The organism is Paenarthrobacter sp. NPDC090517 (genome assembly GCF_044769165.1).
Classification (GTDB): domain Bacteria; phylum Actinomycetota; class Actinomycetes; order Actinomycetales; family Micrococcaceae; genus Arthrobacter.
The window spans coordinates 530,047-546,165 of record NZ_JBIVXN010000002.1; the positions used below are offsets into that span (position 1 = coordinate 530,047).

16 protein-coding genes, 3 tRNA genes and 1 pseudogene are annotated in these 16,119 nt (G+C 60.3%); 7 read left to right on the forward strand and 13 right to left on the reverse strand.

Features of this window, described 5'->3' with window-relative positions; genetic code table 11:
* Nucleotides 1–2: 2 nt before the first annotated feature.
* The 6 genes from ACIQTW_RS11260 to ACIQTW_RS11285 all read right to left on the reverse strand — a co-directional run bounded on the left by ACIQTW_RS11260 (nt 3) and on the right by ACIQTW_RS11285 (nt 6,501).
* Nucleotides 3–839: a carbohydrate ABC transporter permease gene (locus ACIQTW_RS11260; RefSeq protein WP_017199573.1), complete on the reverse strand. Its 837-nt coding sequence runs from the start codon at nt 837–839 to the stop codon at nt 3–5.
* Complete coding sequence (locus ACIQTW_RS11265) at nt 833–1,804, reverse strand: carbohydrate ABC transporter permease (protein ID WP_178993482.1); 972 nt, start codon at nt 1,802–1,804, stop codon at nt 833–835. The genes ACIQTW_RS11260 and ACIQTW_RS11265 overlap by 7 nt, the downstream gene beginning before the upstream one ends.
* A gap of 11 nt (nt 1,805–1,815) precedes the next feature.
* Nucleotides 1,816–3,138: an ABC transporter substrate-binding protein gene (locus ACIQTW_RS11270; RefSeq protein WP_402936879.1), complete on the reverse strand. Its 1,323-nt coding sequence runs from the start codon at nt 3,136–3,138 to the stop codon at nt 1,816–1,818.
* 214 nt (nt 3,139–3,352) lie between these two features.
* Nucleotides 3,353–4,459, reverse strand: coding sequence for a LacI family DNA-binding transcriptional regulator (locus tag ACIQTW_RS11275; protein ID WP_091464858.1), 1,107 nt, complete (start codon nt 4,457–4,459; stop codon nt 3,353–3,355).
* A gap of 74 nt (nt 4,460–4,533) precedes the next feature.
* The gene (locus tag ACIQTW_RS11280; RefSeq protein WP_402936880.1) at nt 4,534–5,418 is read right to left on the reverse strand and encodes a PfkB family carbohydrate kinase; all 885 of its coding nucleotides are present in this window, start codon (nt 5,416–5,418) and stop codon (nt 4,534–4,536) included.
* An 81-nt stretch (nt 5,419–5,499) separates the two neighbouring features.
* On the reverse strand, nt 5,500–6,501 hold the full coding sequence (locus ACIQTW_RS11285) for an SIS domain-containing protein (protein ID WP_402936881.1): 1,002 nt from the start codon (nt 6,499–6,501) through the stop codon (nt 5,500–5,502).
* Nucleotides 6,502–6,911: 410 nt separating this feature from the next.
* Between ACIQTW_RS11285 and ACIQTW_RS11290 the strand changes: the two genes are divergently transcribed.
* Nucleotides 6,912–7,424 carry a hypothetical protein gene (locus tag ACIQTW_RS11290; protein ID WP_402936882.1) on the forward strand — a complete coding sequence of 171 codons (513 nt, stop codon included), beginning with the start codon at nt 6,912–6,914 and terminating at the stop codon, nt 7,422–7,424.
* Nucleotides 7,425–7,484: 60 nt separating this feature from the next.
* On the opposite strand, the gene ACIQTW_RS11295 is transcribed toward ACIQTW_RS11290, so the two are convergent.
* From ACIQTW_RS11295 to ACIQTW_RS11305, 3 genes are all read right to left on the reverse strand, one after another.
* Complete coding sequence (locus tag ACIQTW_RS11295; RefSeq protein ID WP_402936883.1) at nt 7,485–7,649, reverse strand: DUF1660 family phage protein; 165 nt, start codon at nt 7,647–7,649, stop codon at nt 7,485–7,487.
* A gap of 404 nt (nt 7,650–8,053) precedes the next feature.
* Complete coding sequence (locus tag ACIQTW_RS11300) at nt 8,054–8,383, reverse strand: DUF2188 domain-containing protein (protein ID WP_402936884.1); 330 nt, start codon at nt 8,381–8,383, stop codon at nt 8,054–8,056.
* A gap of 272 nt (nt 8,384–8,655) precedes the next feature.
* The gene (locus ACIQTW_RS11305; protein WP_402936885.1) at nt 8,656–9,459 is read right to left on the reverse strand and encodes a MerR family transcriptional regulator; all 804 of its coding nucleotides are present in this window, start codon (nt 9,457–9,459) and stop codon (nt 8,656–8,658) included.
* A 541-nt stretch (nt 9,460–10,000) separates the two neighbouring features.
* On the opposite strand from ACIQTW_RS11305, the gene ACIQTW_RS11310 reads away from it, so the two are divergent.
* The 5 genes and pseudogenes from ACIQTW_RS11310 (at nt 10,001) to ACIQTW_RS11330 (ending at nt 13,506) form a co-directional block, all read left to right on the forward strand.
* The gene (locus ACIQTW_RS11310; protein WP_402936886.1) at nt 10,001–10,960 is read left to right on the forward strand and encodes a hypothetical protein; all 960 of its coding nucleotides are present in this window, start codon (nt 10,001–10,003) and stop codon (nt 10,958–10,960) included.
* Between the two features lie 181 nt (nt 10,961–11,141).
* Complete coding sequence (locus ACIQTW_RS11315; protein ID WP_402936887.1) at nt 11,142–11,651, forward strand: RNA polymerase sigma factor; 510 nt, start codon at nt 11,142–11,144, stop codon at nt 11,649–11,651.
* Between the two features lie 23 nt (nt 11,652–11,674).
* On the forward strand, nt 11,675–12,535 hold the full coding sequence (locus ACIQTW_RS11320) for a hypothetical protein (protein WP_402936888.1): 861 nt from the start codon (nt 11,675–11,677) through the stop codon (nt 12,533–12,535).
* A 434-nt stretch (nt 12,536–12,969) separates the two neighbouring features.
* Nucleotides 12,970–13,059 (forward strand): annotated as a pseudogene (locus ACIQTW_RS11325) (DUF2510 domain-containing protein); the annotation flags it as partial.
* A gap of 120 nt (nt 13,060–13,179) precedes the next feature.
* Complete coding sequence (locus ACIQTW_RS11330) at nt 13,180–13,506, forward strand: hypothetical protein (RefSeq protein ID WP_402936978.1); 327 nt, start codon at nt 13,180–13,182, stop codon at nt 13,504–13,506.
* Between the two features lie 71 nt (nt 13,507–13,577).
* Here ACIQTW_RS11330 and ACIQTW_RS11335 read toward each other — a convergent pair.
* From ACIQTW_RS11335 to ACIQTW_RS11345, 3 genes are all read right to left on the reverse strand, one after another.
* Nucleotides 13,578–13,653 (reverse strand) — tRNA-Phe (locus ACIQTW_RS11335).
* A 46-nt stretch (nt 13,654–13,699) separates the two neighbouring features.
* A tRNA-Asp gene (locus ACIQTW_RS11340) sits at nt 13,700–13,773 on the reverse strand.
* Between the two features lie 84 nt (nt 13,774–13,857).
* Nucleotides 13,858–13,930 (reverse strand) — tRNA-Glu (locus ACIQTW_RS11345).
* A gap of 258 nt (nt 13,931–14,188) precedes the next feature.
* Between ACIQTW_RS11345 and ACIQTW_RS11350 the strand changes: the two genes are divergently transcribed.
* A complete protein-coding gene (locus ACIQTW_RS11350; protein ID WP_402936889.1) occupies nt 14,189–15,130 on the forward strand; it encodes a DMT family transporter in 942 nt (313 codons plus the stop codon).
* A gap of 8 nt (nt 15,131–15,138) precedes the next feature.
* Here the strand turns inward: ACIQTW_RS11350 and ACIQTW_RS11355 are convergent, their stop codons facing one another.
* A complete protein-coding gene (locus ACIQTW_RS11355) occupies nt 15,139–16,062 on the reverse strand; it encodes a carbohydrate kinase (protein ID WP_402936890.1) in 924 nt (307 codons plus the stop codon).
* Nucleotides 16,063–16,119 lie beyond the last annotated feature (57 nt).

A 16,119-nucleotide genomic window follows, 5' to 3' on the forward strand; every position in this document is an offset into this window, starting at 1 on the left:
TTCTACTTACCAACTCCATCGGCGAGGCCACGGATAAAGTACCGCTGCCCGGCGAAGAACAGCACGATCACTGGAATCGCCGCGATGGCCATGCCCGCGAACACCACGGGGTAGTCGGTGCCGTGCTTGGACATCAGATTCGTCAACCCAACGGGCAGGGTTTGCAACGCTCCCCCGCTGGTGAAGACCATGGCAAACAGGTACTCGTTCCATGTGAACAGGATGTTCAAGAGGACCGTCGATACCAGGATTGGCTTGCACATTGGCAGAATGACCTGCCAGAACGCCCGGGCTTTGGAAGCGCCGTCCACTGATGCTGCCTCATCCACCTCTGCGGGCAGGTCCATCATGTAAGCCCGGATAAGGAACGTTGTGAACGGAACACGGAACGCCGTGTACAGAATCAGCAACGCCCAGAGATTGTTGTAGAGCCCCAAGCTCTGGAACATCTTGACCAGCGGGATCAGGGCAACCGTGGGGGCAAGCATCAGGCCACCAAGGATGAGAACGAGCACCACCCTGTTAAAGGGAATGTTCACCCTTGTCAGTCCGTAGGCTGCCCAAGCACTGATGAATACAGTCGCAACAGTGGAAGCTACCGTGACCAAAACGCTGGTAGTCAGGTAGTCACCCACTCCCCGATTCCATGCAGTGACGTAGTTATCCCATTTCCAGGCTATGGGCAGGGCGAAGGGATTGGAGAATAGCTCGGAGTTGGACTTCACTCCGTTCAGCATCATCCAGACCAACGGATAAATAACGACGACGGCGAGGGCAACCAGGAACGCTTTGATCAGAACCCGTCCGAGTACCAGCAGTACAGCTGAGCGCGTCACCATTGGACCCTCCTTTTCTTGGAGATACGAAGCTGAATGACGGCCAGGACCAGCGTGATGATGAAGACAGCAGTGGCGACGGCGGCCGCGTAGCCAAAGTCGTTGCGGACGAATCCGCTTCTGTAGAGCCAGGTGCCGAGGACCTGGCTGGAATTGTTCGGTCCTCCGCTGGTCATCACCATGACCTCGTTGAACACTTGGAAGGCTCCGGACACCGTGACAATCATCATCAGGCCGGTCATTTCCCTGACGAGCGGCAAGGAAATCGAAAAGAATCGCTGGAAGGGACCAACGCCGTCGATGGATGCGGCTTCATACAGCTCCGAGGGGATCCGCTGGAGTGCCACCGAGAAGAGAAGCGTGCAATACCCGAAGCCTTGCCACTGGCTCATGGCGATGATGGCAAAGATCGCCGTGTTTTCCTGGCCCAGCCAGGCCTGAGTGAAGTTTCCGAGGCCCAGGAAGTCCAGGGAAGCGTTCAGGATGCCCATCTCGGGTTCGTAGATGAAGTAGAACAAGAGACCAGCGACTGTCAGAGAGATCGCGGAGGGTACAAAGTAGACGGCTCGAAGGATTCCCCTCCAACGTTGGCTTCGTAGTCCCTCGATCATCGCAGCGAGGATCATCGCCCCGAATACCTGGAAGGCGATGGAGATGATCGCGTAGAGCGTGTTGTTAAGGAGTGACTTCCAGAAGATGGGGTCGTTGAACATGCGGACGTAATTGTCCGCTCCCACAAAGGTTTGGCGGCCACTGTAGATATCCCACTTGAGGAAACTGAAGCCAAGGTTCTGCACCAAGGGCAGGTAGGCGAACACACCCAGCAGCAGGACAGCCGGCAGCACCCACACAACGTTGCGCCAGCGACGTGTTCGGGCAGACTTCGCAGCCCGGTCTTTCGGGGACTTAGTGGAAACGGGCGCCGGTGGCGGGGCCGCCGGCTTCCAGGCAGTATCGGAAACGGTCATGGCTTCGCCTGCTACTTTGCTGCACTGGAAGCTGCTCGGACGGAGGCAAGAACCTGATCGGGGGTCTGAGTTCCGGCCACCAAGGCCTCTCCGCCGGCGAGCCAGGCATCAGCCACCGCGGGAACAGTTACGGAGTCCAGCCAGGTTATCGCCGCGGACGCTTCATTAACTTGCTTGATGCCCTCGATGACAGGTCCGGAAGAATTTTCAGTGGAAACTGCGCCCTTGACTGCGCTGGGCTGCCCATACGGCGGGGCGGAGAGTTTGGCAGCATTCTGGCTGTTGGTGGCGAACTTCATGAAATCAGCTGCCAGTGCGGCGTTCTTGGAACGCGCATTGATGATGTAGCCCTCGGGGGAACCTTCAATTGCTTTCGGATCGCCCTTGGCGTCTGTTGCCGCCGGAAGCTTGAAGATACCCAATCCATCCTGCTTGAGCTTTGATTCGGCAGATGCGGTGGAGTCGAACTCCAGGATCTCCTGGTAGTACATACCTGACTTCCCCTCAGCCAATGCCTGCTGCGCCGTAGTGTAGAGAACACCGTTGGAATCCTTGCCGCTGCCGGTGCACTCATTGACCAGGGTGGTGAACTGGTCCATGGCCTTGAGGTAACCCTTGTCCTCGAGCTTGGCCGTTTCCGGGCTGAAGTCGGCTTGCAGCGTCTCGGCCGGCACCTCGTAGGCGAAAAGTTGCTGCAGATAGTGCAGCCCGGGCCATCCGTCCTTGTTTCCGAACGAGATCGGCTCGTAGCCGGCCCCCTTGAGCACGGAGCACGATGAGATAAGTTCATCAAAGGTGGACGGCGGCGTGAGGCCCAGTTCTTTGAAGATCCGCTGGTTGTAACCCATGAACTTGCCGTTGTTGTAGAGCGGCACCGCGAAGTACTTGCCGTCCTTGGCAAATGCCTTCAATGCGGATTCGCCGAAGTTGTTCCCCCATTCTGTGCCGGGGGCAATGACCGGGGTCAGATCTGCCGCGAGTCCTCCATCAATGAAGTTGTTGGCCCAGCTGCCAGCCCAGGTGAAGTAGATGTCAGGCATTGCCTGGGACGCAGTCAGCGTCTTGGTCTTGTCCTTGATGCTCTGGTCCGTTTCCTGGATGAGATCGAAGGACACTTCCGGGTGCTGCTTCTTGTACTCCGCTGCCAAGTCCTCAAAGTACGGTTCCAGCGGGTCTCCGCCAAACTTCGTGAGGATGCTGAGGGTTCCTGTGTACTGTGGCTCAGCGTTGGGGTCCAGGACAGCAGCCGGTTGGCTACCGCCGTCGGAACAGCCGGTAAGCGCCAAAGCGGCGCCGGCCATCAATGCCATCAGTGATTGGGTGCTTTTACGCATCGTGTCTTCTTTCGGTCGAAGGGCCGATCAGCCGGGGGCTCCTCTATGGGAGTAAGAAGTCATGCCCGCCGTTGGGATGTGCTTCACGGAGACGGGCTGAAGGGGTAACTCCTGGGATGGGACTTGGGGATGGAACTTGTGATACCGGTACCACAGTGAATCATGATTTGCGGCAGCGGGGAAGAGAGCTAGAGAAATTTACAGGGAGGAATTTCTAGTCGCCGCGGGCAGCCCGCACAGGGCCGTCCGAGGAGCGGGCGACGAGCAGGGAAGGCAGGACGTGTTTCTTCGGGGCAGACGTATCGCCGTCGATCCTGGCAATGAGCTGCTGGGAAGCGACAGCCCCCATCTGGCGCATGGGTTGCTGGATCATGGTCAGCGGCGGTTCCATGACGGCAGCCCAAGGGCTGTCGTCGAACCCGATCAGGGAGACGTCCTTTGGCAGGCGCAGGTTTTTGGCACGGAGCGAATGCAGCGCCCCAACCGTCGCCTCAGTCTCGGTAGTGAAGATGGCAGTTGGGGGGTCGGCAAGAGCCAGCATTCCACTGACAGCCCGTGTCGCCTGGCCCTCGTTCTTGAGAACGTGGGTGATGAGAGCAGTGTCAAAAGGAATCCCGGCCTCTTCGAGCGCGTCGAGGTAACCCCTCAGCCGTTCACCATCACTCCAGAGCGCTTCATCCAGAATGCTGTGCATCTGTTTCAAATCCGTCGCCGGGCTCAGGGTCACGGGCCCCCACGCGAATGCAATGCGCCGATGACCGTTGTGAATCAGCGAGGCGACGGCTGATCGCGCAGCTTCCCTGTTGTCGATCACCACCGAATCCGTCTCCAGCTTGTCCACCAAACGGTCGATAAGAACTACAGGAGTTCCGCGGTCAATGGCATTGGACAGATGCGAGACGTCGTCACTCCGGCCGGCCGCGGAGGCCACAACGAGGCCATCCACTTGCTTTGCCAACAAGACGGCGATGGCATCGCGCTCCAGCTCAAGCTTCTCGTCAGTGCTCAAGATGATGGCGTCATAGCCGGCCGTTTTCGCCGTTTCCGAGATGCCTTTGAGCACGCCTGAGAAGAACGGGTTGGCCACGTCCGCCAGCACAATTCCAAGGGTTTTGGTAACCCCTGTGGTCATGCTTCGAGCCAGCGTGTTGGGTTGGTAGCCCAATTTCTCGGCGGCCCGCATCACCTTGGCACGCGTGGCTTCACTGACCGAACCATAGTTCCCCAGTGTTCGGGCAACCGTGGCCCTCCCCACTCCCGCAGCTGCTGCTACTTCGGTAATGGTGGGGGCAGCCGGGTGGTTCTGATGATCCGTCGCCATCCGGCCCCCTTCAGTTGTGGAATCCGCGTTTGCGGTTCCGTCCGTTGATTTGTCTCTGCATCAGATCCTAGTAGCTACCGCGGCTGCCCGGCCGCTACCTCGACTGCCCTGCCGTATCCAAAGGCGCCCTCCACATAACACTGAGCCGCGGCCGACTCCGCCCCACGGACCAGGGCTTTCTGCAAAGCGTCGGTCAGCGGCCGGTACGCCCGTCTCCAGCCGGAGCCAAGCAGGCTGACTACGAGTCCTGCCAGGAAGGCATCGCCGCAACCCATGGTGTCGGCGAACCGAAGCGGGTCGGTAGGTGCCGCCGCCTGCGTGAGGAAGCGTTCGCCGTCGTACATCATTGCGCCTGACTGACCGCGCGTCCCCACCACAAGCGAAACGCCCGCCGCGTGTACTCGTCTGAGATCATTTTCGACGGCGGCGACGGTCATGTTTCCGCACGACAAAAGCGCCAGGTCCACGTAGGGCGCCGTCTGCGTCAAATAGGAGTCAGTTCGACGCTCCGGCTCCGACGAGTAGTCGAAACTGACCAGCGTCCCTGTGCTTCGAACGGCAGGCAACTGGGGCTCGGACGCAGAATAGACACTGGAATGCACCAGATTGGCTGAGGCCAGGTACTTCAGGTGTTCATCCTGCAGCACGAAGGGATCGCTCGTGGTGACGCCTCCTTCGTTCCAGCCCAGGAAGATCCGGTCGCCGTCCACCACCTTGATTTCAGTGACCCCGTTGAGGCCATCGCGGATGATGCACTGACTGGTGTCGACACCCTCCGCATCAATGGCATCGCGGACAAAAGCGCCCAGCGGATCCGAGCCAAAGACGCCGAGGTAGGCAGACTCAACGCCCAGCCGGCGGGCAAAGACCGCGACGTTGACGCAGTTTCCCCCTGGGTACATCACTTTGCGGTCGAGAAAACGGTCCACGATGTTGTCCCCGAACCCGATTACTTTCATGCTCTTCCTGTCTCGAACCTGCGGGCCCGGGCAGAGCCGGGCCCGCAGCGCGGCCTTATGCCTTTGCGGGCGTTGTGCTGGTCAGTATTCGACCACCCGGTAGTAACGGCGCAGGTCCAGGGAGTGGTTGCGGACGCGTTCCAGGTGCTTGCTGAAACGGTCAAGAACCGTGTCCAGAATCAGCGGCGCAAGAAGTGCACGGAATCGTGGGCTGACCCCGGGGAGTTCGTAGTCTTTGCTGTCCAGCAGGGTGGTGTTCTTGTTGTAGTTTTCGGCGAACTTGGCCACACGGTCCATCAGCGGGCGGGTCTCGTCCTCGCCCAGGAGCAGCATGAGGCTGGTGTCTTCTTCGATGAGCTCCAAGGACCCGTGGAAGAACTCAGCACCGTGGACGCGAGTAGTCCGGAGCCACTGCATCTCTTCCAGAATGCACATGGAATAGAGGTACGTGAGGCCCCAGAGGTTTCCGGTGCCGACAAGGAAATGGTAGTCAGCGTCCTTGTTCTTCTCGGCAAAGGCTTCCGCCACGGATTCTGCTTGACGGGCGACGCCAACCAAGCTCTCGGGAACGGTCTTTAGTTCCGCCGCCAGTTCTTCGTACCCTTCAAATTCGCCCCGCACCGCGAGAAGGCGGGTGCTCAGGAGAATCATGGGAATGTCGAACGGCCAGGTCTTGGGTTCAGTAACCAGTGCAACGTCCAGGGCCTTGGCGAACGGGCTATCTCCGAATCCCGTGAACCCTACGGTGTAGGCGCCCTTGGCCTTCGCGAACTCGATGGCCTCGATAACGTCTTCCGTGGTGCCCGAAACGGAGGCAAAGACGGCCACGGAACCGGAGCCGAACGTGGGATCCTCGGTCAGCATCAGTTCTTTACCGATGGACGCACGGACAGGCAGGGTGGAGCGGGACCGGATGAAGTGCTCGTAGGGCAGCATCGCGGCGTAGGTTCCGCCGGCACCAATAAGGAACAGGTTGGTCAGCTCCCGCTCCTGGATGGAGTCAACAACCGATTCGATCTGCCCCTGCAACGCCAGTGCGCTGCGGGTCTGCGTGAGGAATTCCTCTTCTTTGAAGCCAAGCACGGGTGGTCCTTTCGATATGACGCCTGAGATTGTTGAAACATGTTGATACCGGTATCAAGATGTGGTCATCATAGTGTCATGGGGAATCGGGGGCGTCAATAGGTGAGGCGGAGGTGGTTTTTTGGGGAGAGTGAGAGTTGCTGCGGCGCATTGAAAAGTTAGGGCGCCGTAAAGGCTGCCCTAACGCAGTCATCTTGCCTGCAGGACCCCCTTGAGCTGGTCGGCTGGGGGCGCTGTTGCCTACGCTGTTCACCCGGGTGGTGACGATGCGCGGAGTTAGCGTGGGTTCCGGCAGGGACTCCATCAGGTGTTGGACGTCGGATTTATCGGTTGGGTCCGGGCGGAGCCATTCCACAGAGAGGTGTTTCGGGATGATGACCGGTCATGGACGTGCCGCAGGGCATCCTGGGGTGACTGCAGTCAGGGCGGTGCAGGTCAGCAGCCACCGTTCGGGTTCGTCCTCGGGCAGCTCAGGGTCGGGCCACTGGGGCAGCACCTACCCTTGGGGCGAAAACGAACTGCCTGAGGCCAACAAGTTCGCCGATCAGCTCACCGGGAATTACGTGGGTACCAATGGTGATGACGGCCTGCTACCGGACTTCTACGGCATCTATGGCGCACAGCATTCCAAGCCCGTCGCCATTCCGGAAACAGCGTCTTTGTTTGCCCCGACTGTCGGCGGCGAGGCGGAACTGGCCATCAAGGAGGCCTGGTGGAACCAGCTCTTCTCCCCCTCAACGCATCAACAATTTCCGCAGCTGAAAATGATCAACTGGTTCGAATGGGACAAAACACAAGTCGAGGTCAAAGGGCGCGTGGATTGGACGGTGACCAACAGCCCGGCCGTTCGCGACGCTTTCACAGCTGCCCTCCCCGACTGGTTCCGTTGCGGCCCTGCACAATCCTGCCAACCACGCTCGTAGAACCCACCAGCAACCAAGTTCAGCAGAAGTAGCTTTAGAAGCCCCCCGGGACCGCGGGAGTCAGCCACCACCACCCAGATCCATAATGGCCCCATGGCCACCGGCGTCACTGTCGCTGTCGTATTTTCCGCAGCGGGTGCAGCGCCTGTAGCGGCTACCGTCGTCCGTGCTCTCCACGTGCCAATGATGGCCAAGATTCAGTTTGCACATCAGCTTCCTAAGCATGGCGCTCTCCGTTCCGAAGCCCGCTGAACACGCATTCCCATGCCCGAAGCGTTGCCACTCCCAAGCTAAGCAGCCGCGACAGCCGGAAACTAGAGATAGCCGTGATCAGCTCAATCAAGGGCGGCTGAATCGCGTCTGCTGGGTCAAGTTTTGTACGCAGGCCCTAAAATGCGCGTGTCGGCGGTTCCAGGTGCACCTGACGCACGATGATCTGCAGCTCTTCGCGCAACCGGTTTGTGTCCACGTCAAGACCATCAAAGACAGCACGTTCCAAGTCATGGGCCTGCCGGGGACAGCAGACGGCAGGTCAGCCAAACCTCTGCATCAGGCATATCCGCAGTATAGGATCTCACGGTCACCGCCGTGGGGTCACCCGTCGCGTAGTTGATGAGTTCCGCTCGGCGCTAGGAGTCTTTGGGCAGGTTAAGGTCGTTGCCGTAAGAGTGTGTCTGATCAATTGTGCCGTCCAGGTTTCTGATGATGTGTTCAACACCGACCCGCCGGGCCGCGTCCTGTCCGCGCTGTTGCTGCTCAGCTTTGGTCCCGCCGACGGCGAAGGGCTGGTCCGAACCCTGACGTCGGCTTCTCCACTGCCCGTCTCGGTTGTAGGTCTCACCCCCTGGCTTCACCAATGTTTCCCTTCCGCCGGTTCGGTCATCCCTAAGGGTTGGTCCTGGTATTGCTCTCACTGTGTAGACGGAGTCGTCGTTCAAGCTGGCCTTCCGCCGCCTCACGGCGTTTACCCACCACGCGCAACTGTTCCGTAACCGGGTTATGGTGCGCCAAGGGAGCCATCGGACGAGGACTACTTTGCCGCTGTTCCCCTCCTGCTCCCAGAGGCTCCGGTGTGCTCATTTCCATGATCGTCTCAGTTCCTGGTGCCGTTGGACCAGCCCCGGTTCCCAGGGAGACTGCCGAGGAACCGGGCCGGTACTTAATCATAAGCATCCTTATAATTGCCGGACAAGGAGAAAAACCAATCCAATAGGCACTTTTCTTGGCTTAGTCACCCGCGGCGAACAGGCTGCTGCAGCTCGGTCACCCAGTCGGACTGATCCTCTGAAATGGCTCGGACGTATAGTTCCCGGCATGGCCCTGAGTGAACAAGCCCTCGAGCGAAGATCTCAGCGTGGAGCGCCTGCCAGCTTTCTGCGATGTGCTCCATGGAGCCGAGATGGACGCCGCAGACGGCATTTTCCACCGCGGGCAACTCGATGATCTCGAAGCCGTCCCGGGCGGGTCCCGTGTATGCGTAACCGGCGATGATTTGCAGGCCGTCTTCAACCGTCTCATACAGCGCGACTGGCGTCTCCAGAGTTCCACGTTCATCGCCGATAATCTCGGAAACGGCATCAAAGGAGGGACCAACGACACTTGCGATCTCAGGTGGGTCTGCTACCACCGTGCGGCGGGCTGCGAGGCGGACAGCGGGCAGGGGCTTCTCAATGATCTCGATCTGGGACATGTGATTCTCTTTCTCGATGAGATGGAGCCGCCGTTGCACGTCTACGAGTCGGCCAGCAGCGAGCCGGTGTTCCTGCTCAACCTCTGCGCGGCGAATCCGCAACAGAGCCGCGATGCGCTCAGCCTCGACGCCCTGGTCAAGAATCGACGAAATGTCGTTAAGGCCGAAGCCGAGTTGGCGCAGCGCAACGATTCGATGCAAACGCTCAAGCTGAGAGGGGTCATAGGATCGGTAGCCGCTGAACCTGTCAACGTGGGCGGGCACGAGCAGACCTGCGGTGTCCCAGTGCCGCAGCATCCGGTGGGTCACCTGCCCGATCTGCGCGAAAGCTCCGATGGATAACATGTCTCTGTTCTCTCGCCTTCCACAGTGTCAGAGTCAAGTATTCACCTGAACCGCTGCGAGCCGGCCGACGCGCACCCTTCCGATTCGAAACGTCGGCTGCCCGGCAGCGACCGTGGTGGGCCGTTTGACATCCCCGTTCATGGGAATTTCAGAAGTCGGCTCAACTGCACGGAATGTCCGCCAAACCTCTGCGGCGACGCCCGCCCGCAAACTGCCCGGTAAAGGTTCACGTAAACGCTACACGCGCACCAGTCCCACTTCCTTGGAAACGGCACTTCTTTTGGTGGTACACCCACTGACCCGATTCCTGCTGCACCGTGGCTAATCTCGCGCCGAACTCCATTCGCATGATCTTCATCAGCTAGCCCGCGATGGACGATGCGTTCGGCTTCGCTGGGGCTGCTGTCCGGGCCGCAACCCGTGCGGGAAGAAAAACCGCTGAAAGATTCTTGGTTTCGGATGTAATCATCCGTCCCTTGCTGGAAACAACATGCATGAGCAGGCAATCCGCTCTGTCATCCAAGGGGGAAGGAACCCAACCATGAAGTACCGCCGATCTGACTATGCCAAGTACGCGACTCTGACATCGATTGCGCTGGCACTCACTCTCGTCGCCTGCACACCGGCAGCACCCGAGGCGAGTACTTCGTTCACACCCGCAGCATCAGCTGAAGTCTCGAACCCCGCACAGCCATCTGCCGCGCCTGTGGAGGCTAAGCTCCCCTCCCCTGACGTCAGTGCTCCCGCCCAGGACAGGGAAGCGGCCGAGGTCACTGTTCCTGCACCCGCTGTCGTGGCCCCGGTCCTTGCCAATCCTGTGCGGCAAGCACCCGTATCCGCGCCGGCAGCACCAACCGCTCCTGCCGAACCCACAGTCACCGCGCCCCAGACCACTCCGCCATCGGCACCCGTGGTGACGCCCGTTACTCCCGTTGTCTCTTCAACCCCGCACGTCTCGCCCGACTACGGGAATGGCACTTTCACGTTCCCGGACGGCCATATCTCCTTCGATGTGCCCGCCGGATGGTCTGTACAGGTGGAGCAGGAACCGTACAACGAAAATGCCAATCATCCCGATGGAAAAGAGAACTCACTGGGTGCCAGTATCTTTGACGGAACCGGTGACAAAGTTGCCCACATCACCAGTGGAGGCACCGGAGGTCTGGTCGGCGGGCCGGTCAACCGCACCATCCTCGACTCCCAGGAACTCAGCGCGTTCGACAGCCGTGACGGTGCCTCGCACTTCGCTTTCGTGCGGGATGAATATCCTTTCCCTGAATTTCCGGTCCGCTACTACATGGGGGTTGTGGCTGATTACTTCATGACAGAAGGTCCCGACAGCACCTCCGTGAACAGCTTCATGATCATGCCGAACGGGGCAGCAACCGCGGTTGCTGAAATCGACGCGTCCATGACGCCTGAAACCGCTGCAGCGTGGATGAAAACTGACCAATACGTCAAACTCCGGGCGCTGCTGACCAGTCTTCGCTACGCTGCCTGACCACCAAGCACTCCAGATACCCGGCACTCTCATTGCGGGAGTTTGCCGGGTATCGCTGTGTTCCCTTGGCCGCCGGAACAATTGCCTAAACATTTTCTCCGGTTGTGTAAGAAATGCCGATTCCCGGGACACTAAGTGGTTGACACATCACATCGCACTAGCCCGGGGGAACAGAACAAGGATGTTGGCTACCAGAGAGCAGGAACTGATTGCTCTTCACGCTGAACACTTCAGCCGCATCTACCAGTACATCGCGTACCGGATCAACGACCGCGAACGGGCCGAGGAATTGGCCAATGACGTGTTCCGGATCGTGTGGGAGAAGCAACCGCCGGAGCCGCCCGGCGTCGGATGGCTGATAGCAACAGCCAGGAATGTGCTCGGCAACGAGTACAAAGGCCGGAGCCGTCGCGATCAGCTCATGCAGCGTCTGGCTGAAGAAGCCCGAGCCCAGGCCGTCACCACCAACGATGATGAGCAGCAGCAGGCCAGCGTTGCCGAGATCCTCTCCAGGCTCAAGGACCGTGACCGGGAAATCTTGATGCTCTCCTATTGGGATGACCTGACCGCGGCAGAACTGGCTGAAAGCCTTGGATGCACACCCTCGGCTGCCGCAGTCAGGCTCCACCGAGCCCGTAAGGCCTTTGCGAAAGCCGCACCACAACACCTCATGACAGAACGGGAAGTCTAACCGTGGACCGCATCGAACAACTCATGAAAAACGCAAAACCTAGCGTCCCCGAACCCGGCACTGCTCCGGGTGTCCTGCCAGGGCGGTCGCATGTCTTCTCCGATGATCCCAACGTCGTTTCCCTCGCCGACCGGAAGTCCCGCCGGACGGGTTGGGCGGCGACGGCGGGAGTGGTCCTGGCCGCTGCCACCGTCGTCGGTGCAGTCGTTGTAGCTGGCAACCTGGTCCCGCAATCGGCGCCGGCGCCCGCCACTACCGACACCCCTACTGTCTCGGCCACCCCCACGCCAACGCCCACCGCCTCGCCAACGGTTACCCCTTCCGCGACAGCCAGCCCCAAGCCGACAAGCACCCCAACGGAAACCCCGGTGTGGAGCGCTGAACCAACCCCGACCACGGTCATTACTCCGCCCCCGACGCCGACCACGGCTCCGCAATCTGTGGCGCCCGCTGGCCCAGCTGCCGGCGCCTGCACCCCGGCCAACATCGACATTCAACGCCACGATACGGTTCGGGCAATCAAACCCATCCCGGCCGAGCAGCAGCAGTACTACACCGTCCTCGGTTGCGCCGAAGGCTGGCTCGCGTACTCCATCTCAGATGAAGGGATCAAAGTGATCGGCCTGGACGGCGGCAACGCCTGGTACAACATCGCCAGGCTGCAAGACAACGGCCGGTACCTTACCGACTTCGCTCAGCCATGGGCCAGTGTCTCGAACTGGGACTCCCACAGCAACTCAGTCCAGAACAACCCCACCAACAAGTTCACCACCCCGCAAGAGGCAATGGACGCCGAGTTTGCCAACTATGGCATTCCTGTCCGGCTCAGGACGCAACTCGTCGGCCCCGGGCCTGCAGCTCCAACCGGAACCAGAACCCCGTGAACATCCCTACTCACAGAAAGAAAAGTAACCCATGGAGTCTGTCGACGCCCACGCTGTAGTGATGCTGGCTGTACTGGTCGTTCACTTCATCGGAGTAATAGTCGTCTTAGCTCCAGCCACTGTCTTTATGCCTGTATTACTCACCGGTGTCCTTGGCGTGCGCGCGCTCAGGAAGATGAGGCACCGCTGGCTACATTGGGCCTAGGTGGAACCAATGAATCCTCCAATGCACGCTGTGGGATCCTCAACCGGGCACTTGGCCGAGCAGGCGAAATGCTGACCGCGTCGCTCGCTTCGATCCAGTAACGAGAGATCCCGGGCTGCGCTGGGTCGGGGAATCTAGGAGTCGAGTCCAAGCACCGATGCCTTCAAAAGAGTGATCACTTCAGGATCGATTTGGGGCTCCCAGAACCATTAGTCAGCCACCCAACCACGTGACCGCGCCATCTGGCTGGTACGCGGACCCAGCCGGAACGATGAGGCTTCGTTGGTGGGACGGTGCCGCCTGGACAGACCAGTTAACCGACTTGCCCGCAGAAGGATCGAAAGGTAGGCCCCTCCTGCCCCCAGGGACGCCCACATCTACGCCTTTTTTGTGGGCGCTGCTGTGGCTATCTGCCTTGTTTCTCATTTTGGACATTGTGGTGAAGTCTCTTCATGGCTACGCCATCGGACCAGACGGAGCCCAGCTCGCTGATCCCGATCTCGAACTTAGCCTTGGTGATCTCATCGTTGGCGGTGTCGCATTGCCCACGTGCGCGGCCAATGTCGTGATGGCCTACCTGGACCGGCGCAGACTCAAACGCCTTGGCGTCGTGCGCCCCTTCCACTGGGCCTGGGGGTTTCTCCCAAACATCTACGTCATCGGGCGGACCGTGGTCGCCCGAAAAGCAGTACCTGGCAGTTCCATCGCGCCGATCATGATCGCCATTGGCCTGACCATAGTAAACGTGGTCGTCAACTACAGCTGAGCCCGGGACCCTCGGTGCGATCGTGCGTTAAAGAAGAAAAGCACCAGTTCCGAAGAACTGATGCTTCCCAGTGGTGGCTCCGACCGGCGTCGATCCGGTGACCTTTCGATTTTCAGTCGAACGCTCTACCAACTGAGCTACAGAGCCTAGGTGACATGTCACCTTGAGAACCGAATTTCTTCGGCGCTCAGAGCGACCCTGACGGGACTTGAACCCGCGACCTCCGCCGTGACAGGGCGGCGCGCTAACCAACTGCGCTACAGGGCCTTGCGTTTGCAGTATCTCTACCGCGTTTTTTTCAAGGCTTCTAGCTTACCAGACTTTTTTCATCCGGTTTACCACTTCCTTGCGTACCCCCAACGGGATTCGAACCCGTGCCGCCGCCGTGAAAGGGCGGTGTCCTAGGCCGCTAGACGATGGGGGCCTGAACTCAATTCGGATTTCGCAAAGAAAAGGGACGCTTTACGCGTTCTTTCCGTGTCTCGCTCGTCCGAACTGGACTCTAAAACTTTAGAGCATAGATGGCGATATTCCCAAATCGAGGTCTGCATGGTGTCCCGGACCACAGATCAGGGCCCTCGACGGGCCCATCGAGGGTGCCAGCCGAACATTGGCAGGATCTTGTCCTGACGCGTCCGAAAACCGCCAGCCGCGCCCGGCCCCCGACAGATAGATTTGGCTCATGACAACCACCACCCCGGCCGAACCCGGCCAGCCTTCCCCGGGCCTGCCCCCGCGCACCACCCCCGCGCCGGGAGCAGCCATCAGCAAACTCGGCATCGCCGCCGTCATCATCACGGTGGTCCTATGGGCTTCGGCTTTCGTAGGCATCCGGGCGGTCGGCCCCAGCTTCTCCCCCGGTTCCCTGACGCTCGGACGGTTGGCGGTTGCCGCCGTCGTGCTTGGCATCGTGGTGCTGCCGACGCTGAAGGTCTGGCCCAGCGGCCGCGAGTGGTTGCCGATCGTGGCATACGGGGTGATGTGGTTTGGCGGCTACAACGTTGCGCTGAACGCCGCGGAGCACATGCTCGACGCCGGCACCAGCGCCATGCTGATCAACGTCTCGCCCATCCTCATCGCCATCCTTGCCGGCGTCTTCCTCAAAGAGGGCTTCCCACGCTGGCTGCTGATCGGCAGCGGAGTGGCCTTCTGCGGCGTCGCGATGATCGCTTTGGGTTCCGGACAGCGTTCGACGGCGGACGTGGCCGGTGTGCTGTTGTGCTTGCTTGCCGCTGTACTCGCCTCGGTGAGCGCAATCCTGCAGAAACCCGTACTCCGGAAGTTCACTGCAGGCCAAGCGACATGGTTCGGCATCATGGTAGGCGCGGTCTGCTGCTTGCCGTGGACCGGGCAGCTGATCTCCGAGGTACAAGCGGCGCCGCTTCCGGCCACGCTCGGCCTGGTCTACTTGGGGATCTTCCCGACGGCCATCGCGTTCACCACCTGGGCCTACGCACTATCCCTGATCTCGGCCGGAAAACTGGCTGCCACAACGTATCTGGTTCCAGGCACCACGATCTTGATCTCCTGGGCTGTGCTTCAGGAAGTACCAACCATCTGGGGGCTGATTGGCGGCGTCATCTGCTTGGTCGGCGTTGGGTTGACTCGACGCCGGACCCGCTGACTCCGCGACTAGCGGGCCATGCCCACCAGAAGTTCACGGTGCGTGGGAGGGTTGGCGCCCGAGCGGCCAACAGCAATTGAGGCGGCCATGGATGCGATGGTGCCGATCCGTTCCAACACAGTAGGCGCCATTCCATCGCTGCCCCGCAAGAGCAGCCCCATGATGAGCGCAGCCGTGAAGGAATCACCGGCGCCAATGGTGTCTGCCACGGTAGCCGGGACGGCCGGGATATTGAGGTGGATGTGCTTGGTAGCCATGAGCGCCCCTTTAACCCCTTGAGTCACCACTGCAAGCCCCGTACCAAGGGCCAAGAGATGGTTCGCCGTATCCTCCAACGACTTGCCCGGGTAGAGCCAGCGGGCGTCCGAGCCACTCATTTTTACGACGTCGGTCAGCGGCACCATCTCTTCGAACAGGGACAAAGCCTCGTGGTGGCTTCCAAGGAGGTCCGGACGGATATTGGGGTCGTACGTGACCATGCATCCGCCCTGCGCCTGCTCCAGCAAACTTCTCACAACACTTGCGCCAGGCTCCAGGAACGTCGCGATGGAGCCGGTGTGCAGGATCCTCGGCGCATAGGGCAGGGCAAGTGGAGCCAGTGCCCAGTCAATGTCGAAGGTGTAATCGGCCGAACCGTCGGCAGTTATCCGAGCGGTCGCCGTCGCGGTCTTGCCAGCCGACATGGACCCAGGCAGCAGGACGACACCTGCGCGCTGCAGATGCGCGGCGATGGCATCGCCTCGATCGTCCCGGCCAATGGCCGTCAGCAGGCCCGTTTTCACGTCCAACAGGCCCAAGCCGTAAGCGACGTTGGCCGGCGATCCGCCCGGGTACTCCTTCTGCCCGTCAGCCGACTGGACGATATCGATCAATGCCTCACCCACAACGACGACGTCGAGGGGCTCAGGTGCGAGGGAAGCGGTGCCGGTCATGCGGTTCCTGTGTCTGTCGAAAGGAGGATTGAGTTCAGTATCTCCCATCACGCACGG